The 19,648-nt window shown below is 46.5% G+C and carries 15 protein-coding genes and 2 riboswitches; of the genes, 5 read left to right on the top strand and 10 right to left on the bottom strand.

Annotated features, from left to right (window positions below):
* The first annotated feature begins 331 nt into the window (after positions 1 to 331).
* Positions 332 to 2,251 (top strand): threonine--tRNA ligase, encoded by a 1,920-nt coding sequence (gene thrS, locus ACE3MZ_RS10695; protein WP_411346415.1) that lies wholly within the window; start codon positions 332 to 334, stop codon positions 2,249 to 2,251.
* 124 nt (positions 2,252 to 2,375) lie between these two features.
* A complete protein-coding gene (locus ACE3MZ_RS10690; protein ID WP_411346414.1) occupies positions 2,376 to 2,708 on the top strand; it encodes a DUF3219 family protein in 333 nt (110 codons plus the stop codon).
* A gap of 108 nt (positions 2,709 to 2,816) precedes the next feature.
* Here ACE3MZ_RS10690 and ACE3MZ_RS10685 read toward each other — a convergent pair whose 3' ends face one another.
* On the bottom strand, positions 2,817 to 3,917 hold the full coding sequence (locus tag ACE3MZ_RS10685; RefSeq protein ID WP_411346413.1) for a hypothetical protein: 1,101 nt from the start codon (positions 3,915 to 3,917) through the stop codon (positions 2,817 to 2,819).
* 721 nt (positions 3,918 to 4,638) lie between these two features.
* Between ACE3MZ_RS10685 and ACE3MZ_RS10680 the strand changes: the two genes are divergently transcribed.
* Together ACE3MZ_RS10680 and ACE3MZ_RS10675 are read left to right on the top strand one after the other, a co-directional pair.
* A complete protein-coding gene (locus ACE3MZ_RS10680; RefSeq protein ID WP_411346412.1) occupies positions 4,639 to 5,787 on the top strand; it encodes a family 10 glycosylhydrolase in 1,149 nt (382 codons plus the stop codon).
* 162 nt (positions 5,788 to 5,949) lie between these two features.
* Entirely contained in the window at positions 5,950 to 6,888 is a 939-nt protein-coding gene (locus ACE3MZ_RS10675) for a DUF4097 family beta strand repeat-containing protein (RefSeq protein ID WP_411346411.1), read from the top strand.
* A gap of 62 nt (positions 6,889 to 6,950) precedes the next feature.
* On the opposite strand, the gene ACE3MZ_RS10670 is transcribed toward ACE3MZ_RS10675, so the two are convergent.
* The 7 genes from ACE3MZ_RS10670 to ACE3MZ_RS10640 form a co-directional block, all read right to left on the bottom strand.
* Entirely contained in the window at positions 6,951 to 9,290 is a 2,340-nt protein-coding gene (locus ACE3MZ_RS10670) for a histidine kinase (RefSeq protein WP_411346410.1), read from the bottom strand.
* The gene (kdpC, locus tag ACE3MZ_RS10665) at positions 9,287 to 9,868 is read right to left on the bottom strand and encodes a potassium-transporting ATPase subunit KdpC (RefSeq protein WP_411346409.1); all 582 of its coding nucleotides are present in this window, start codon (positions 9,866 to 9,868) and stop codon (positions 9,287 to 9,289) included. Before kdpC ends, ACE3MZ_RS10670 begins: the two co-directional genes overlap by 4 nt.
* 46 nt (positions 9,869 to 9,914) lie before the next feature.
* Positions 9,915 to 11,942, bottom strand: a complete 2,028-nt coding sequence (gene kdpB, locus ACE3MZ_RS10660) for a potassium-transporting ATPase subunit KdpB (RefSeq protein WP_411346408.1) — start codon at positions 11,940 to 11,942, stop codon at positions 9,915 to 9,917.
* Between the two features lie 172 nt (positions 11,943 to 12,114).
* Positions 12,115 to 13,779: a potassium-transporting ATPase subunit KdpA gene (gene kdpA, locus ACE3MZ_RS10655; protein WP_411346756.1), complete on the bottom strand. Its 1,665-nt coding sequence runs from the start codon at positions 13,777 to 13,779 to the stop codon at positions 12,115 to 12,117.
* 31 nt (positions 13,780 to 13,810) lie between these two features.
* Complete coding sequence (gene kdpF / locus ACE3MZ_RS10650) at positions 13,811 to 13,891, bottom strand: K(+)-transporting ATPase subunit F (RefSeq protein WP_367061244.1); 81 nt, start codon at positions 13,889 to 13,891, stop codon at positions 13,811 to 13,813.
* A 287-nt stretch (positions 13,892 to 14,178) separates the two neighbouring features.
* A riboswitch (cyclic di-AMP (ydaO/yuaA leader) is annotated at positions 14,179 to 14,391 on the bottom strand.
* An 83-nt stretch (positions 14,392 to 14,474) separates the two neighbouring features.
* A riboswitch (cyclic di-AMP (ydaO/yuaA leader) is annotated at positions 14,475 to 14,674 on the bottom strand.
* 401 nt (positions 14,675 to 15,075) lie between these two features.
* Positions 15,076 to 16,623, bottom strand: coding sequence for an SMI1/KNR4 family protein (locus ACE3MZ_RS10645; RefSeq protein WP_411346407.1), 1,548 nt, complete (start codon positions 16,621 to 16,623; stop codon positions 15,076 to 15,078).
* Positions 16,624 to 16,729: 106 nt separating this feature from the next.
* Entirely contained in the window at positions 16,730 to 16,933 is a 204-nt protein-coding gene (locus ACE3MZ_RS10640; RefSeq protein WP_411346406.1) for a DUF4177 domain-containing protein, read from the bottom strand.
* Between the two features lie 134 nt (positions 16,934 to 17,067).
* On the opposite strand from ACE3MZ_RS10640, the gene ACE3MZ_RS10635 reads away from it, so the two are divergent.
* A complete protein-coding gene (locus tag ACE3MZ_RS10635) occupies positions 17,068 to 17,619 on the top strand; it encodes a histidine phosphatase family protein (protein ID WP_411346405.1) in 552 nt (183 codons plus the stop codon).
* 11 nt (positions 17,620 to 17,630) lie between these two features.
* Here ACE3MZ_RS10635 and ACE3MZ_RS10630 read toward each other — a convergent pair whose 3' ends face one another.
* Together ACE3MZ_RS10630 and ACE3MZ_RS10625 are read right to left on the bottom strand one after the other, a co-directional pair.
* Positions 17,631 to 18,497 carry an MBL fold metallo-hydrolase gene (locus ACE3MZ_RS10630; RefSeq protein ID WP_411346404.1) on the bottom strand — a complete coding sequence of 289 codons (867 nt, stop codon included), beginning with the start codon at positions 18,495 to 18,497 and terminating at the stop codon, positions 17,631 to 17,633.
* A gap of 207 nt (positions 18,498 to 18,704) precedes the next feature.
* Positions 18,705 to 19,550: a helix-turn-helix transcriptional regulator gene (locus ACE3MZ_RS10625; protein ID WP_411346403.1), complete on the bottom strand. Its 846-nt coding sequence runs from the start codon at positions 19,548 to 19,550 to the stop codon at positions 18,705 to 18,707.
* Positions 19,551 to 19,648: the final 98 nt, after the last annotated feature.

Here is a 19,648-nt window from a genome sequence, read left to right as displayed (position 1 = left end):
AGTGATTGCTGAGAACTTCTCCAGTCGACGGTTGAGGAATTACCACTCTGTAGCTGCAATGCCGAACATGTGCCGGACAGTTTGTAGTAAGCAACATTACCTGTCGCTGTCCGCTGCGTATGTCTAGGTTTTGCCGATTCATCCTCGTTAACGGATGCCAATGAGGATCTGCTTTCGGGCAGACATGGAAGCAATTATCAGGATCATTACTTCATGTGACTACGGAAACAGATCGAACAAGGGTGGAACCACGAGCTAAGCGCACTCGTCCCTACTGGGATTGAGTGTTTTTTTGCGCTTTCATCATTGTATTCATTGGGAGGTTTTCACTATGTTAGATCCACTTCAATTGAAATTACCAAATGGTTCAGTACGCATCGTTGAACAAGGTACTTCACTGCATGACATTGCTGCTTCTATCCAGTCTTCACTCGGTAAACGTGCTGTCGCTGCCTGGTTGAACGGGCAAATGGTCGATCTGCAAACTCCGGTACACGCGAATGGCACATTCGAAATTATCACTGATGACGATCCAGCCGCATTGCCGATTTATCAGGTGAGTGCCGCTCATATTCTCGCTCAGGCAGTTAAGCAATTATACGGCGAGCAGCAGGTTAAGCTAGGGATCGGGCTGTCTGTAGATCAGGGCTTTTATTATGATTTTGCATTGGAGCAACCATTGTCAGAGCATGACTTTGCCGCTATCGAAAAGCAGATGCGGCGCATTGCTTCGCAGCAGCTCCCTATCACTCGCCGTGTACTGAATCGGCAGGAAGCATTGGACTTTTTCGGTCAGCGTGATGAGCCTTATAAATTGCAAATGATTGAGGATAATCAGCAGGATGATGAATTTGTGATCTATGAACAGGGAGAGTTTAGCGATCTGGATCGTGGTCCACATTTACCATCGACAGGTAAATTGCAGCATTTCAAGTTGATGAGTGTTGCTGGCGCGTATTGGCGTGGTGATGCTGACAATGCCGTTTTGCAGCGCATATACGGGGTTGTTTTCCCACATAAGGCACAGCTTGATGAGCATCTGCAATGGTTGCAGGAAGCACGTCGACGTGATCATCGTAAACTTGGTCGCGAGCTGAAGTTGTTTATGTTCTCAGAAGAAGCGCCGGGCATGCCATTTTATTTGCCAGCAGGTATGGCGCTGCGTACACAGCTGGAATCTTTCTCACGTGATATTCAGCTGCGGCGCGGATATGAGGAAGTGCGTACTCCGTTTATGATGAATCGCGAGTTGTGGGAACAATCTGGTCACTGGGATCATTACAAGGACAATATGTATTTTTCCGAGGTTGATCAGGAGAGCTTCGCCCTTAAACCGATGAACTGTCCGGGGCATATGTTAATTTATAAAAACGAACTGCGTTCATATCGCGATCTACCAATGCGGATGATGGAGTTCGGTCAGGTGCATCGGCATGAATTTTCCGGGGCATTAAACGGACTGATGCGAGTACGGACATTTTGCCAAGATGATGCGCATCTGTATGTATTGCCGAAGCAAATTGAAGACGAGATTGGGCGTGCGATGGATCTGATTGATGAGATGTATGCAGTGTTTGGCTTTGATTATGAAGTGGAGCTATCGACACGTCCCGATGATTCTATGGGTTCTGAGGAACTGTGGCAGCAGGCAGAGCAAGCGCTACGTAATGTGCTGGAGCGACGCAGAGTGGCATATCGGTTAAATGAAGGCGACGGTGCCTTTTACGGTCCGAAGATCGACTTTCATGTGCTGGATGCGCTAAAACGAAGCTGGCAATGTGGAACGATTCAATTGGATTTTCAGATGCCAGAGAAATTTGACCTTTCTTACATCGGCGAAGACAGTATGAAGCATCGTCCGGTCGTGATTCACCGTGCGGTATATGGTTCCATTGACCGCTTTCTTGGCATTTTAACTGAGCATTATGCAGGTGCCTTTCCGTTATGGCTTGCTCCGATCCAAGCCAAAGTATTGCCTGTCTCCCCTCACTATGCCGATTATGCACATGAGGTGAAACAAATGCTGGCAGCTGCCGATATTCGTGTACAAGCCGATCTATCCGGCAACAAGCTCGGCTACAAAATGCGTCAGGCACAGCAGGAAAAGATTCCTTACATTCTCGTTGTGGGTGAAAAGGAACAACAATCCGGTTTGGTGAATGTGCGCCGCTATAATGAGACAGAGCAACAGCCAATTGCAATCGAAGAATGGATCACTGCCGCACAGGAAGAAATTCAGCACAAGCGATAATCTATTCTAACTGCCATGGCAGATATCTGAAGATTGGATGAGTACTGATTGAATCATGAACAATTCGGTTAACGTGAACTACAAACATTTATTATGAGGTAGTGCATAGAAAGGATGATATCCCATGTCAACTTCCGACGTATCCACGTTAATCCATATTGCCGATTTGCAAATAGAAGGTTTGAATTACCGGGAAGACCAATTGAATGATGCAGATGGAGGAACCGGACGTACACTGATTGTTTTTGACTTTGTGATTACAGGTCAACAGGAGTATCATGATGTCACTTCTACATTATATGAGTCGGTCATCAATGTTCAGGTGCCCGGCCGTCAACTTGCATTCCAAGCAACGGTACACAGTTATTTCACTTCGGTGCCGAAGCTTGAAAATGAAGAAGATACCGTTGATGTGCATCTGGAACTGTTACAAGTAGCGCCAAGCGTGAAAATTTAACTGCACTACTCCACTTAAAAATGAGCAGCATCATGAAAAACCAGCGTTTCCCTTAGCAGATATAGGGAAACGCTGGTTTTATTTGGGAGCATATAGTAGATGCGTCTTTTAATTATCGCTATAAATAGAAGAATTAATCCAGTCACGATGTACATATTTCGGTGAATTATCAAGTGTTCCGTACCAGCGTCCGTTACGATTTTGCGTATATTCGGTGTACTGGCTCCATGGATACGCCTGTTCTTCATTAAAACGAGACACCTGTACATTCTCGTAACGCTGATTCATCGTACGACCTAGAATATTGCTGCCATCAAATGCTTTTTTGGCAATAGACGTTACGCGTTTGACCGAAGTCGAGTTCGTATCGCTATCTGTCCATTTGGTAGGTGCGATCAGAATTTGCGCATTATCAACGACAAAATAGGCACTGTAATACGTATCCGAGCTAACCGTTTTTGCCAGATAGAATTTCACATTTTTGATCTGGTTGGTGTCGTATTTCTGTACGGTAGAATCACCATAGTAAAATCCATTGGATCGAATATAAGGCAACCAGCGATGCGTACCCGTTTGATATGCGTACCCGGCTTCGATCGCATTGCCGCTTTGCGAATCAAAACCATAATATACCCACGGCTGCTCCCCTTCACCCAATCCGCTTACTGTTGGCAAGGTAATGTCCGAGTTAATACTGTCAAAGCCTTCAAAATCAAGCTGACGACGTTCAAATGCACCTGTTGTTCCACCATTCACATCTTTGACCGAAATCGGACTGTTCGGATCAAACTGGGTGGCACTACGTGAGTTGTCAGTCTCGTCATCCTTTTTCGCTGAACCGAGATAACCACGCTGGGAACTGTACACTTCCCCGGTAACAGTCATATAGGTATAATCTGCTTTTTTCAATTGTTGACTTGTGCTCGTTGTGCTCTGATCTTCCGTACCCGCAGTTGTTACTGGATCGCTACCAGCCAGATCGCGTAACACTGCTGCTTTTTGCTTGGCAAAAAATTGCGAATTGATGGATGGTTGTTCCTGTGCTGTATTCTGTGATGCTGAAGCATCATTGGTTGATTCCGTTGTTGCAGTCGTTGTCTGAACCGTTGCCTGCGGAGTCGTGGTGGATGATTCTGCATGTGCTGCCAATGCCGGTGTAAATGAAGTTACGAGCAAGCCAAGAGATAGTAATGTTTTGAATGTCTTCATGATGTCGATCCTTTCTGTTCGTAAAATGATAGTTGATGTCTGCCAATAACCGATTGAATTCCGATATATCACTGTCTGTCTTTATGTATGCAGCGATGGTGGACTGTCCGTTCACTAGCAAATAGACAGCCGCTTAGCTTCCAGCGGAGAAACTTGAGCATTCATTCATAATCTGGTCTCTATGTGGTTAAACGCGAATCTCTACAAAAAGTTGTTCCAATCCCTTCAATCTTTTGTACCGCTGCCGATAAAACGGATAATACCTCTGATAGAGACACCTCTCTACCTTACCATGAAAAGCGGGCAAGTTAAAACTTTGCCCATTGTCGATCATCTGCAAACTAACCAATAATAACAACCTATTTTGTAAACCAATAATTGTCTTTCGTTAATAAAATGCCGATTCTCAAAATAAATTTATTTTTTTCAAAATATTTTAAAAATAAATGCAACTTTTTTTGTTTAGCTTACGTAATATATAGTATACCTAATATAATAGTGCAAAATTCTTTAAAATTAAGTTTATTGCTGGCAAAATTGTAAGGTTTCCAACCTTTCGTCCGTCTTTCTTCTGCTGGCTCTGTGTTACACGCTCTGCTGTCGCTACCGTTCATTATTTATTCATATTATAATGATACAGTTGTAAAAAGTAAGAATGTGTCGTTTTAAGAATTTGCCCACTTTTATACACCATGTTTTCATAACGAAAGGATCGCGATCAATGATGAAAAAATTAGCTTACTCCCTGTCTGCCGCTCTGCTGGCCCTGACTATTATGCCATGGCAAGTCTCTACTGCGAATGCAGCCGATGTCGTAACAACCACCACTCCAATCACTACAGAAGTTACCGTCCAAACCGAAGCCAATTTCAAAAATGCCGATGATGTGAACTCGTTTGTTATACAAGCAGCTCGCAATCACGTATCCGTCATCAACATGAGCGTAAAACAAGATAGCGACGTAAACGGTTCTTCCGGTTATGCGTTCTACGATAGCAAAATCGCTCCTGAAGCTGAAGGTTACACTGACTTTGACGCTCTGGCAGCTGTTATTGAAAAAGCACATGAATATGGCATTAAAGTACAAGCTTGGATTCCACAATTCCAAGATAAAGCCGCAATCGGTGTAAACTCTTCTTGGCAAATGCGTACGATCAACGATAACGGCAACATCTCCACTTACACTGGTCAAAACGGTAGCAGCTACTATGTAAATCCGTTTGATGCTGATGTTCAAAGTTACGAACGTTCCATCGTCAAAGAAGTAGTTACTAACTACAATGTAGACGGTGTTGTACTAAGCGGCATGGACTTTGATACGAATCGTGTTGATATGAACACAACAACGATCAGCCAGTTCCGCAGCACTAACAATGTTGATCCGAAAAAAATCGATTTCACTAAAAGCTCCAGCAACTCCAAAATTGCACAATGGAATCAATGGAAATCCGATCAACTGGCAAACTACATCACAGAAGTAAGCACAGACATCAAAACAATCAAACCAGATCTGACTGTTGGCGTATACAGCAACGTAAGTAACACAGAAGGTACCACGCCAAATGTAGCAGCTTACAGCTCTTCCGTAAACTTCATCACTCCGGTTGCTGATTATCAACAACTAGGTCGCAACATCGATTGGGTTTACAGCAAAGACGGCGTAATCAGCCAAGCACAAGCTGGTGATACAGTTGATACCAAACAAACTATCATTCCAGCACTGAGCGCAGGTCTGACTAACGATGCTTCTGTACAAATCTACAATGGTCTGCATAGCACTCAATCCGATATCACAACTGTAAACTATGTAGCAACTGGTGAATTTACCGAAGCGATGCTGAACAGTATCGGTACACGCGTTAATTACTAAGTTCATTTACGTCTCATTGCAATGATTGATCCACATATGACGCTTTACTCCACCGCTTCATGTCTGCAAGTCAGGCATGAAGCGGTTTTTATTTGTCCATTTTGCTTTCGTAAAACGGGAATGGTACGATAATCTAACCCGTATCCACCGCAGGAGGTAACGATGCGAAATAGATGGATTTACATACTTGTGCCCGTGCTGCTGATCATATTAGTAGGCATATGGGGCGTGAATGCACTACAACTGAATGGTCCACCAACTAATGAAGTCTATACCCGGCAATGGCAAGCAAAGAGCGGTGAGTTCAAGCATTTACGCGTTCAATCCGGCTATGAGATTGCCGTCCAATTTACAGACAGCCCAGATCAGCAGGATCATATTATGCTGGAAGGTGAAGTCACCTCGGCTATTCGCACCAACTTGCAGCAAACCAATCTGCAAAATGGAATTTTGAATATCGAGATGCAATTGCAGCGCAAGCCATGGCAGCTACGAACGCCCAAATTATCTCCGCACGTACAGCATATTACTGTGCAACTTGCCAATCCTGATAGTCTGGACAGTGCCGATTTCCATCTTACATCCGCGCAGACGAACCTGAATCATGTACAGGCACAACAGATCACTGTGCAGTCCGTGTCTGGGCGAATCAAAGCAGAACATCTGAATGGTGATGTAGCATTAAAAACATCGTCAGGCGATATGATATTGCAACAATGGGAAGGCTCGTCACTAAATGTACAATCTGGTTCCGGTGATATGAAGCTCGGTTCGATTCAAGGCGAACTGACTTCTAGCGCTGGCTCGGGCAAACTGAATGTACAGCAGTTGCATGGTTCCGCTCATCTTCAATCGGAATCGGGTGACATTATCATTAATCAGATGACGCTTACTGATCAGAATGAGAATCCATCCAAACACAAATCCTTGCAGATTACGACTGATTCTGGCGATATTACACTTGCGCATCCTCCAGCTACTTCTACTGGATATGATGCACAATCAGAATCCGGTACAGTAACGGTTCCACAGCACAATATCAATCCCAAAAGTGAGATTCAGCTCCGCTCGACATCAGGGAATATCCGTATCGGTTCATGAGTATACAACGATACTACTGTGAAGAGACAAAACACAAAAAAGTCGTAGCCGCACAGGAGCACTCAATCTCTGTCGGCTACGACTAACACATCCATATTCCGCGATTCACGCAGTACTTTTTTCAAAATCGATTCGCGACCCCACCGTTTCCAGCGTGGTGTGCTTGATTGTCCGAGTAGCATCTGGGTCGCTTCGTGTCGTACTGCTTCTTCATTAATGCAGCGTGCGAGCTGCTTCATGCCTACGCATTGAGGGCGATATTGTACTTCAAATTGTCCGCCCAGTCGCCGGGTTAATTTGCCGAATTTGTCAGCTTTCACTCGCTGCTCCTCAGTCAGCGACTGTTCACTACCAGTATGAATATACGTCACGATCAGCTTTGCCTTTAACCGGTAGGCGGTACGGAATCCGCGGCGGATCAATCGTTCGGCTTCATGATCCAGCTTCACTCCGACAAAGATCACTTCCTCTCTGCGCCATGGTCCACGTAATGATGCACTGCGCTCCCACGACTCCAGACGTTCATCTACATCATCCGCTACTTCGCGTAATGCCAATTCTCGCAGCGCAATCAGATTGCCTAGCTTGAAAAAGTTGTTCAGCGACTGTTCTACCTTGGTAGCGGCATAAATTTTGCCCTCACTTAGCCGTTGACGTAGTGTTTGCGGTGTTACGTCAATCAGTTCCACTTCGTCTGCCAGATGTAAAATATAATCCGGCACCGTTTCTCGCACCCGGATCCCCGTAATCTGTTCTACTGCATCGTTCAAGCTTTCCAGATGTTGAATGTTCACAGTAGAAATCACAGCAATCCCTGCATCCAGTAGCTCGCGAATATCTTCGTACCGCTTACTGTTGCGGCTGCCCGGTACATTGCTGTGTGCAAGTTCGTCCACTAGTACTACCTCAGGATTGCGGCGGATAATACCATCCACATCCATTTCCTCCAGCATCCGTTCACCATATGGAATTTGTTGACGTGGTACTAAGGGCAATGTCTCTGCCTGTTCAGCAGTTTCTTTGCGTCCATGCGTTTCCAGTAGACCGATCACTACGTCGATGCCTTGGCGCATCAGTTCTCTGCCTTCACGTAACATTGTATATGTCTTGCCGACACCGGGCGCTGCGCCTACATACACTTTGAATGTGCCACGCTGAATGTGCTCAATCTGGCGTTTGATCTCATCGGACGGCAGACGACGATAATTTTCCGGCTTTTTCACAGCAGCAGTGCGCGCTGGCAAAATGCGCTCTCCCTCCTGTTCGGCACGATCTGCCATCAGAAAAATATCGATATGCCGTGTATGCAGCAGCAATCCGTTCACCACCGAACTGTTGATTAGCTCCTGCCAGCGCTTTTGCCGGGAATGACCAAGTACGATGCGAGTCACCTGATGCTGACGAGCGAATTGCACCATTTGCCGGGACAGATCAAAGCGTGAGCGAATCAGAATCTCCTCAAATACGCCTCCTACCTGATCTGTCAAATCGCGAAAAGATCGCCGAAAGGTGCTTTCCTCATTCGTTGGTTTCACTCCGCGATTGCGAAAGGAAACGACTAGCAGATCACCGCTCAGACGCCGCGCAATCTGTTGCCCGCGCCGGATATAAATCGAACCGTTCCAATGATATTGTACCAGCACCATAATCCGCTCTGTTGTACCGGTTGGTCCGCTCAAGCCTTGTTCGGCGCGATGCTTTTCCAATGTACCGCTCACACCTTCTGCTACGGTACGCAGTGCCAGTTCGCGTAATACAGACAGATTGCCTTTTTCAAAATAATCGCTATCTGTGCTACCTGACAGATGTCCGGCAGAATGACGTTGCAAGATCACTTCCGGCGTTACGTCAATCAATCGTACCTCGTCCGCCTGCACAAGCACATCCTCCGGCACAGTACAATCAACTTCGCGACCGACATAATGCCGTGCCAGTTGCGCTGCTCCTTCCAGCTCATACACATTAACCGTAACCATCACGCTAATACCGCGCTGCAACAAGAACTGGATATCCTCCCAGCGAGTTTCATGAGTTGCGTCTGGACGATTGCGATGAGCGAGATGATCGACTAGCAATACTTCTGGATTGCGCTCTACAATAGCATCGAGATTCAGATCCTTTTGCTCGACCGGTTGACCGGATTTGTCCGTCTTCATCCAGTGGATACTCGGAATACGCTCCAGATCGCCCAATTGCTGCACCGTTTCTGGACGCTGTAAGGTCGAGACAGCACATAATGCCACGTCAAGACCTTCCTGTTTGAGCAGTTGGCCTTCACGCAGCATATGGTATGTTTTACCGGAGCCGCTAACGGCTCCGATATAGATTTTTAGTTTTCCCTGTTTGAGCTTGGAGATCATCTGCAACAGCTCTTCAGGCGTTTTGCGCCGGAAGGTACTCATGATCCTGAACCTGCTTTGAATTGTTGCAGTGCGATATTCAGCTTGAGTACATTCACAGCCGGTTCGCCGAAGATACCCAGTTGCGGCGAAGTAGTATGTTGCGTGATCAGACTTTGCAATTGTTGCTCTGACACGCCTGTCAGCTTGCTAATGCGCGGAATCTGCGCCTGTGCTGCCTGCGGGGTAATATCCGGGTCAAGACCGGAACCGGAGTTGGTGATCAGATCCATCGGCAGCTGAGATATCGGTACATTCGGATTTTGCTGCTGCCAAGTAGCGATGGACTCCTGCATCCGTTTGATCAGCTCTGGATTGGAAGGCGCTAAGTTGGAAGAGCCTGAACCGTTGGCATTGTATTCCACACTGGATACGCGTCCTTGGAAGTACTGTGGATCAGTAAAGGATTGACCAATCAGCTCGGATCCGATCACTTGATTGTCTTTGTTGTAAATGAGACTGCCCGCCGCTTGCTTGGGCAGAGCGACGCTGGCAATACCAGTCACGATCAACTGGTAACCGACACAACAGATCAGGAAAAAGATCGCCGTTGTTCTCAAAGTTATCCATACATTTTTCACGATAATGTCTTCCTCTCAAATTGGGGTTTGCTGGATAGGATGTCGTTTAGACAAACCATTGGACGATAAGGTCAATCAGCTTAATACCGATAAATGGAACGACCACACCACCCACGCCGTACATGAGCAAATTGCGGCGCAACAATCGGGTGGAACTCATCGGTTTGTAAGCGACCCCTTTCATCGCCAGCGGAATCAGAATGGGAATAATGATCGCGTTAAAGATCAGAGCGGACAGGATCGCTGATGCTGGTGAATGCAGATTCATGACGTTCAGCAGCTGCATTTGAGGAATAGCGACCATAAACATTGCCGGGATAATGGCAAAATATTTGGCGACGTCATTGGCGATACTGAAGGTCGTCAGACTGCCGCGAGTCATAAGCAATTGTTTACCAATCGCGACGACTTCGATAATTTTGGATGGGTCGGAATCCAAGTCGATCATATTGGCAGCTTCCTTCGCTGCCACTGTACCACTGTTCATCGCAATACCTACATCCGCTTGTGCCAGTGCAGGTGCATCGTTCGTACCGTCACCGGTCATGGCGACCAGTTTCCCCTGTGCTTGTTCACGGCGAATAACAGCGATTTTGTCTTCTGGTGTACTTTCGGCGATATAGTCGTCTACCCCTGCTTCGCGAGCAATCGTAGCAGCGGTCAGCGGGTTATCACCGGTACACATGATCGTTTTGATCCCCATACTGCGCATTTGTTCAAACCGTTCGCGCATGCCTGCTTTGACGGTATCTTTTAAATAAATCAATCCGTAGATTTCGTTATCGACAGCAACAGCGAGTGGTGTACCGCCCGCAGAAGCAATCTTGTCATTGCTTGCTTGCAGCGATGGCGGGATCGTTCCGCCCTGAGCGGTCACCCAGTTACGGACTGCATCAACAGCGCCCTTACGTACTTTGCGTCCATTGTTTAAATCCAGACCGCTCATGCGCGTCTCAGCTTTAAACTCAATCACATCGGCACCGACAGATGCATCCTGATCAAACGTCCAGCCTTGCTTTTTCATCAATTCCAGTACGGAACGTCCTTCTGGTGTCTCATCGTAGGCGGAGCTGATCGCTGCCCATTGTCCGACTTCTTCAGCGGTATGACCGTCGGTTGGAACGAATTCGCTCGCCATCCGGTTACCGTAGGTGATGGTACCTGTTTTATCGAGAATGATCGTATTGATATCACCGGATGCTTCGACTGCTTTACCAGACATTGCCAGTACATTGAAGCGGGTAACCCGGTCCATCCCGGCGATCCCGATTGCAGATAGCAGCCCACCGATTGTTGTCGGGATTAGACAGACTAGCAGTGAGATCAATACCGGTACAGCCAGATTGATGCCGAGATAGTTGCCCATAAATGGCAAGGTTACAACAACCATCAGGAAGATGATGGTCAAGCTGATCAGTACGGTATTGAGCGCAATCTCATTCGGCGTCTTCTGACGTTCAGCACCTTCCACGAGACTGATCATACGATCCATAAACGATTCACCGGGATCGCTAGTAATGCGCACGATGATCTCGTCACTGATGACCATGGTACCGCCAGTCACAGCGCTAAAGTCGCCACCGGCTTCTTTGATCACAGGTGCTGATTCACCGGTAATGGCGGATTCATCTACAGAGGCCAGACCTTTGATCACTTCACCGTCACCGGGGATCATTTCACCCTGCGTTATTTTGACGATATCGCCTTTGCGCAGATCGGTGGACGGTACTTCGATGATGCGTTCCCCATCGACTTTGTGGGCGGTAATTTCTTTTTTCGTTTTTTTGAGTGAATCTGCTTGTGCTTTACCGCGTCCTTCTGCGAGTGCTTCGGCAAAATTGGCGAATAGTATCGTCAGTAGCAGGATCAGAGAAACGGTAATATTGAAACCAGTCGATACCGATTCGCCAAATGCGTTTGGAACGAAGATCAGCAGAATGCTGATCACCAATCCAACCTCGACGACAAACATGACCGGATTTTTGATCATAAGCAGCGGGTTTAATTTTACAAACGACTGCTGTAATGCTTTCGTTATCAGTTCCCGGTTCATCACGGAAGCTTGATTTTTCATTGCTGATTCCTCCACCTGATTGTCACTTATTTCTATTGTATGGACATACCTGAATGTACACGTATTGATGTTTGGATTCATGGCGCAGCCTATGTCGTTAATGATATAACGACGTTGGTGATATCACGATATCGCTTGTGGGATACAGCGCGATATATAGCATGTTATGAGATTACAGGGTCAATTGTTCTGCAATCGGCCCCAGTACGAGCGCCGGGAAGAAGGTCAATGCGCCAACCAACACGACGATCACAACGAACACACCACCAAATATCGCTTGATCGGTACGCAGTGTACCGCTGCTTTCTGGAACTGGCGTCTTGGCGAGCAACGAACCAGCAACGGCAAGCAGAGTTACCATCGAAAAGAAGCGTGCTATAAACATGACTGCACCAGTCGAAATATTCCAGAATGGCGTATTATCGCCCAATCCCTCGAACCCTGATCCGTTGTTAGCCGCAGAAGATGTAAATTCGTACAATGCCTGCGTCAATCCATGGAAGCTCGGATTGGAGATTGTATCTGGATAATACGTTAGTGCCAGCGCCGTAGGTGCCAGAATGAGTAGTGGCTGAATTAATAGCGTAACCGCAATCAGCTTCATCTCTTTTCCTTCAATCTTACGACCGAGGAATTCTGGTGTACGCCCAACCATCAGACCGGACAGAAAGACTGATATAATCGCATACATGAGTACGTTCATCATACCGACCCCAGAGCCACCGAAGACTGTATTCAGCATCATATTGCTGATCGTGACCATGCCGCCAAGCGGTGTCAACGTATCGTGCATCGTATTGATTGCGCCTGTTTCAGAAGCAGTCGTTACGACCGAATACAATGATGATTGCTCTACGCCAAAGCGTACTTCTTTCCCTTCCATCGAACCTGCACTTTGCTGCAATCCAAGCTGATTGATCAGCGGATTGCCCTGATGCTCGGCGTATAGCGATACGCTCAGCATAACGATAAACATCATCGCCATCGAAACGAACAATACGCGTCCCTGCTTCAGATTATTCACCATACGTCCATACGTAAAAGGCAGCGACATCGGTACAAGCAGCATCAACAGCATTTGCAGCATATTACTAAAACCGTTCGGATTCTCAAATGGATGTGCGGAGTTGGCACCGAAGAAGCCACCGCCGTTGTTGCCCAGTTCTTTGATCGCTAGGAAGCTGCCGATTGGTCCCATACCAATCTCTTGCTGTGCACCCTGCATCGTATTGGCAGTAACCGACGTTTGCATCGTTTGCGGTACGCCCAGACTGATAAATACCAGCGCAGCCACAATTGCCAGTGGTAACAAAATGCGTGTAATTGCCCGTGTCAGATCGACGAAAAAGTTACCAAGTGGCTTGCCTGCCAGCCCACGAATAAATGCGATTGCTACAGCAATACCAGTAGCTGGTGACATGAACATCATTAGAATGATCGCTGTCATTTGCGAGAACAGCGACAATCCACTTTCTCCGCTATAATGCTGCAAATTTGTATTTGTCATAAAACTGATTGCCGTGTTAAACGCTAAGTCCGGGCTCATCGCTGCGATCCCCGCAGGATTCATCGGCAGCTTGTCCTGCAATCGAAAAACGATATATACAATCAAAATCAGAATTGTATTGCTCACTAGCAACGCTGCGGCGTATTGTTTCCACGTTTGGTTGCTCTGGCGAATACCGCCTATTTTAAAAATCAATTTCTCCAGTGGTCCGAACCAGCGATCCAGACGCCCCGGATTATAATCAAATACGCGAGCCATATACAAGCCCATTGGACGAGCCAGTAACAGCGCGATTAATAAAGTAACAGCAACTCCGATGTATGCTAACATACTCACTCCACTCTCTTCTGTTGGTTTCGGTTTAGAATTTCTCGGGATAGATCAGGGCATAACATAGATACAACAGTACGCCTGCAATGATAATCCATAATAACCAGGTCATTGTTCCTTCCCTCTTTCCCCGATCACTCTGGACGACCATTCTCCCAGTCCTCCAAGCGCGAATGCAATGAGTAGTATCAACACAATCATGATTAAATCTAGCATGGTACGTAACTCCTTCAATCCAAATTAATTACTTGTTAATATCGTATATATCCGGAAATTGGGCGCAAAAAAAGAAGCCTCGGTAAAATGGAACTTTTCACCGGGCTTCTCCTATGGACCGCACGAAACCTGCACAGTCATAACATGATGACTGCAATCGTTTCGCCGGTTCAAGCCGGATATAAGTTCTCCCTGATTCGCTGACGAGGTTAGCTGTCGGGTTCGGGCTGGAAGATTGCCCGTTCCGGTCACTACCGGAATTCACCCCATGTCTATACTGTACAAAGCGGTTGCCTAAGCAATACCAGCCTATACAGCGTGACGATTGGTTCCCCCGCTTTCCGGCGGATAGACGATGAAGCTGCCCACCATTCGGAAATTAAGCGCAATTGATTGTACAAGGTTCAGAATGTTCCCAAAAGAGCACAAGAAAACACAGAGCTTTGTTTACCCTGTGTCATGTAGGCACAAGTTCCACACTCCTCTCTCGACTTCTGCTTACGAGGTTAGCTGTCGGATTCGGGCGGTGAGAGTCGCCCTACCATCAGCGCCGGTCCCATGGTTACCGGTGCTGACGGATTCACCCCGTGCAGTCTAACGGCGGCTCTCACACCTCCGTCATACTACAGATTGGTTCCCCCGTTTTCCGGCATGACCGGAAACTCAGCAATACAAGAACAAGAAACATTGTTATACGTTGGTTTATTCTGAACAATAGCGATTCCCGTTACCGGTGAATCTCTAAATCCTGAAATGTATATTACGCCTGTCGCACCCAAGAGTAAAGTGGATCAAAAAGGCAAAAAAAGCCCTTTTTGCCCGCAAGTTTGATTTTTAAAACTTTAGTAAATTGCTACCTATCGCAGGCTAGTTTTTCCTCTGTTTTGCTCGCGTTTGCTCACTTTTTACATTTTGTTTCAACATATCACGCATCGTTTTCGTAACTGAATGAAACAAGATATGTCATTATTTTCAATGTCATTTGTAAGCCTATGTATTCATAAATACTACTCTGCGTGGATATGATAGACACGCCAAAAAACCGAAGCACAATGAGTGCTCCGGCAGGTATTTGTTTACTTAGCGGCGGTTGTAATTCGACCAGACTTCTCTCTGCTCATCGGTTACATCACCAATCAAACTGGAAAAATCGACATTCTGCACAAAGCCATCTTTTACCTGATCGAATTGTACAAAGCTACCGAGAAAACTGCGCAGTGTCGGCGAGGAGGTGATGTTCACCAATTCCCCTATATCCGTATTTTGCAACAGACTTAACTTTTGCAAAGATGGCAAATGTGCCAACGCAGAAGCGTCATCCAGACGTACATTTTGTAACGATAGTTCCTGTAATTGATCCAATGCACGTAGATGCTCGACATCGTTCCAAGCAGCACCGTTGACCTTCAAGGAAGTTAACGGTAAGGTGGCAATCTGCTGCCAGTCCTGCAATCGCCAGGCATAGGCTTCGTTCACCGTTAAATGACGTAATTGACGCATGCTACTGATGATCTGCGCCGTCTCGTGCGAAGGTGATGAGATTGTCAAATCGGTCAATGTAGCGATCCCTGTTAACGGACGATAGTCTTCAACAGGGGTATCGCTACAATCCAGTTGCGTAAGACGTGGCAGTTCAGCCAGAGGGCTTAGATCACTCACTGCTGTGCCCGAAATGTTCAAATAATACAAATAAGGCAACCGAGACAATGGACGCAGATCGCTAATCGGATTTTTGATCAAATACAGATTCTTCAATTCCCGGCAATGAACAAGCGGCTGGATATCCGTCACCTGATTGCGTGACAAACTCAGCTCACGTACTTCCTTGCATCGTTCCAATCCACTTACATCGGTCAAATTTTCATCGGTCAAATAGATGCGATACTGACGTTCAAAGTCTTCTGGAGCTGCATTTTCCATACGAATCAAATCCTGCCATGGCAAAGACAAGCGCCCCATCCAATCTGCAAATTCCGTCGCCGAGGCAGGAACAGATGTCGAGGATACTACGTCGCCCAGTGCAAACTGCTGAGCATCCCGCAACAGTCGCGCCTGATCATTGCGTCCATACATCCAGTATCCCATGCCATCTTCTTGCTCGACTGTATAATTACCTTCACGCACTGTGTTGCGCATGAAATGGATAAATTCACCCAAATTATGAGCGATGACAAATTTCGTTTCTTCATCACGCCCAAAGTTAATTACCTGACCGACAACTCCGTTCTCATCAGGGTCCAGATCAATACCAAGATGATTCCCACCACCATCATGGCAAAATGGAATCCATTTGCGGTTAATATATTGCTCCTTGACCCAACCGGAAGGAATCGAATAATGATCACCAAGCTCCTGATAATCACTCTCCAAATCAGACCAAATTTTCCACTCGCTGAGCATTTCGTTCAAGCTCAGAAATTGCAGCCCAAAAAACAATCCTGGACCGCTGCGGGATTCACCGTTATGCGTATGATATAGCTGCTTCCATTCATCTGGAAATGTAATATTCATCGCTTGCTCTACTTGAGCAATTTCCACATCGCCAGCAGGCGGCAGCAAAAAATCTTCCAGGCTGCTTAACTCGGTACGTAAAATGGATTTGATCTCTTCCATCCATGTTCCGATCATGCGATTGCCTCCTCTGTATGGCGTTTGTCATTGCCAAACGCAGTTGTCATGTTTCGTTTTAACGTTTTTAACAGGTCCCATATGGTTATGTAACCGTTATCGAGAGTTAATCCAGCAGTGCACTGCGTTTGAAGATTAGAATAACTTCACGCGAGCTGCCTTGCGAAATGGTTGTATCAAAGGAAGACACCAGCTCCCAGCCGTCAAAGCCGAGGTCGTTCAACGTTCCTTGCAGATCGTCCATATCGACTTTGCCACCAAGAAAACCACCCGGTTCCAATTTTATCGTTTTATATTCCCATTGACTCATGTTATGATCTTCCTTTCTGAAGCAATTATACGGTTCCTATCGGAAATGGGTATAATCATTATTGTAGCATATTACGAATAAGGAGTTACACACGACCCCTAATGAAGACTATTGGACTTGTCCGACATTTCAAAGTGAATAAGGAGTTTCCGATCCGGCAGATGGTCACCGTCAGCGAACTGGTCACTTGGCTTGAAGAATATGATGTAGCCGAGATCGAATTGGGCACGACGGATCTACGCGGGCTGAACTGGGAACTATGCTTTGCCAGCGATCTGCCGCGTGCAATCAAGACAGCGCAGTCTATTTATTCTGGCGAGATTATCATTATGCCAGAGCTGCGTGAGATTACACCGCCTACGTTTAATACCGAGCTGCGTTTTCCATTTATCGGCTGGGCTGCTTTCGCTCGTATCGCGCCGTTATTAAGCAGACGGTACAAGCGTATGGTTGCCGAAGCGAACGCACGAATCGATCGGGCGCTGGATGTTATTCTCGCATCCGAAGCGGAGCATATTCTCATTGTCAGCCATTGGGCACTTATGCTGTATATGCGTAAGCAGCTGATCAAGCGCGGATTTACCGGTCCGCGTATGCGAATGGTTGAGAATGGCAAGCTGCATCTGTTTCGCGATCATGAAGCTGAAGCAGTACGGCGGCAAAGAGTACGGCAAAAGAATACCTGAGCCGCTTACTATTAGCCGTTGTGCTGCTGACGGTTTCGTCCGTTTATAAACTGTTCAATGATCTCCAATTCTTCCTCGTTCAGCTCACGCTCTAGCTTGGATTGTAGTTGCCGACGTATGAATACCTCATCGTTGTCCTCATCGCGCACCAATAAAGCAACCGTTTCCAGTATACCCAGCTGATGGCGGAATTGTTCGCCATCCCACGTCTCGGTATGATGCGACCGCAAAGCAGTATCTACATCATATTGTCGCAACGCCTGTACAAGCTGCAATGCACCTTCGGCTGTATATTCGTTCGGGGTTACATGAATATTCGGATAGATGCAATCGCCGAGAAACAGCATTTTATCTTCTTTTACATATACGATGGTGGAATCTGCGGAATGATCGCCACCTACATGCTCGATAATACAATGAACACGCCCCAGATCGATCTCCAGTTTGCGTTCAAAGGTAATATCCGGTGTTGGCAATAAAATATCTCGAGTCTCGACATGCTCCTTCTTGATCGCATCGGCGCAAAAGGCAATCTCACTGCCGTCCTCCACCCGCTGATCCAGCGCTTCGTCACTCCAACTCCATTGCTGCATCTGTTTGATCGCTTCGGTCGTCATCGTCTGTGCAATGATCGTTGTGTTCGCCTGATTCATACCGAAGACATGATCCCAGTGCCAGTGCGTCAATACGAGACAGCGTGGCGATATATCCAGCTTGACCAATTGATCGATAAAATATTGAATATGTGCGGATGAATTGCCCGCATCAATTAGCAATGTAGATTTCGTACCAGTGACCGCTGCGAGAATCGGTCGATCTGTTTCCTGATAAGGGGTTAAATAATGAATATGCGAAGATAGATGCTGCATAATTTGCATAGGTTCTTGCTCCTGTTCCGATGAACATCGACAGTGTGCTGATATGTCGACAATGATTCATCTTGCTTGTTGTCGTTGTGCATATCCATCATTTAGATAGTATGGTGCATCTCTCTATTGTACTACACGAATCGGCGTTCGCCCAAACGTCGCCCTGTATGAACATATACATAAGAACAACCGTCCATTTTCTAAACTATCTTGTACTTATTCTCTTGCCCGCTCCATTAGCGCCATCAGTTTGACTTCTGTTGCCGAATCCTGCACAGGAGTATAAATGCTGCAACGCAGATCGCTACTGCCCTGTACGATGAACGAGCTAAGCTCAAACAGCATTTTGCCACCACGAGCATGCCGGAACTCCAACACAACATGCGGCGCCGAACTCACCTTACTCTCTTCCCACAATGGATGGAAATCGGGATACGTCTCCTTCATCGTTTCCAAAAAACGCTCATACCATTCATCATCAACATATTGCCCATAATATGCTCGGAAAATCGATAGAAAATCACCAGCAAAATCATTCCAATTCACTGCCAGACGGCGAAATTCCTTTCGTTCAAACAACAAACTAATCATATTGCGCTGCGCTTCCGGCACCTTTTCAAAATCAAGAAATACATGCCGGGCAGCTTCATTCCAACCAACGATATTGCAATGACGGTCGGAAATAATCGCTGGACAGTACCGCAGTTGTTCCAAAATCTTTGCTAGCGAAGGGCTGATCTGCGGAATCTCCTCTACAGCGGGCACCATACTAGCGCTCTTATCCATCGCTAGTGAAAACAAATATTTGCGCTCATCGTTCGTCAATTGTAATGCGGACGAGATATTTTCTAGTACAGAGGCAGATGCCTGAATGTCTCTTCCCTGCTCCAGCCATGTGTACCAAGTCGTACTAACTCCGGCGAGCTGCGCTACTTCTTCTCGCCTAAGTCCAGGCGTGCGTCGTCGTAAGCCTGCGCTCAGTCCGACCGATTGTGGTGTAATCCGCGCACGCCTTGCTTTTAAAAAGTCGGATAGTGCGTGCAATCTTGCCTGCTGATTCATAACGCCTCCTGTTAGCCTGTTAGCCTGTTAGCCTGTTAGCCTGTTATAAATTATACCAGTATAAACGATAACTTGTACTAGGATATTTTACATGTCAT

It is taken from the genome of Paenibacillus sp. WLX1005 (assembly GCF_046603685.1).
Lineage (GTDB): Bacteria > Bacillota > Bacilli > Paenibacillales > Paenibacillaceae > Saccharibacillus.
This window is presented reverse-complemented; position numbering and strand designations above follow the sequence as displayed.

Bases quoted from the DNA above. Each gene is read 5' to 3' on its own strand.
- kdpA (WP_411346756.1), bottom strand. From the start codon at position 13,779: ATGTTAGCATACATCGGAGTTGCTGTTACTTTATTAATCGCGCTGTTA.
- ACE3MZ_RS10640 (WP_411346406.1), bottom strand. From the start codon at position 16,933: ATGAGTCAATGGGAATATAAAACGATAAAATTGGAACCGGGTGGTTTT.
- ACE3MZ_RS10630 (WP_411346404.1), bottom strand. From the start codon at position 18,497: ATGCAAATTATGCAGCATCTATCTTCGCATATTCATTATTTAACCCCT.
- ACE3MZ_RS10675 (WP_411346411.1), top strand. From the start codon at position 5,950: ATGCGAAATAGATGGATTTACATACTTGTGCCCGTGCTGCTGATCATA.
- ACE3MZ_RS10685 (WP_411346413.1), bottom strand. From the start codon at position 3,917: ATGAAGACATTCAAAACATTACTATCTCTTGGCTTGCTCGTAACTTCA.
- kdpF (WP_367061244.1), bottom strand. From the start codon at position 13,891: ATGACCTGGTTATTATGGATTATCATTGCAGGCGTACTGTTGTATCTA.
- thrS (WP_411346415.1), top strand. From the start codon at position 332: ATGTTAGATCCACTTCAATTGAAATTACCAAATGGTTCAGTACGCATC.
- ACE3MZ_RS10625 (WP_411346403.1), bottom strand. From the start codon at position 19,550: ATGAATCAGCAGGCAAGATTGCACGCACTATCCGACTTTTTAAAAGCA.
- ACE3MZ_RS10670 (WP_411346410.1), bottom strand. From the start codon at position 9,290: ATGAGTACCTTCCGGCGCAAAACGCCTGAAGAGCTGTTGCAGATGATC.
- kdpB (WP_411346408.1), bottom strand. From the start codon at position 11,942: ATGAAAAATCAAGCTTCCGTGATGAACCGGGAACTGATAACGAAAGCA.
- ACE3MZ_RS10690 (WP_411346414.1), top strand. From the start codon at position 2,376: ATGTCAACTTCCGACGTATCCACGTTAATCCATATTGCCGATTTGCAA.
- ACE3MZ_RS10645 (WP_411346407.1), bottom strand. From the start codon at position 16,623: ATGATCGGAACATGGATGGAAGAGATCAAATCCATTTTACGTACCGAG.
- ACE3MZ_RS10680 (WP_411346412.1), top strand. From the start codon at position 4,639: ATGATGAAAAAATTAGCTTACTCCCTGTCTGCCGCTCTGCTGGCCCTG.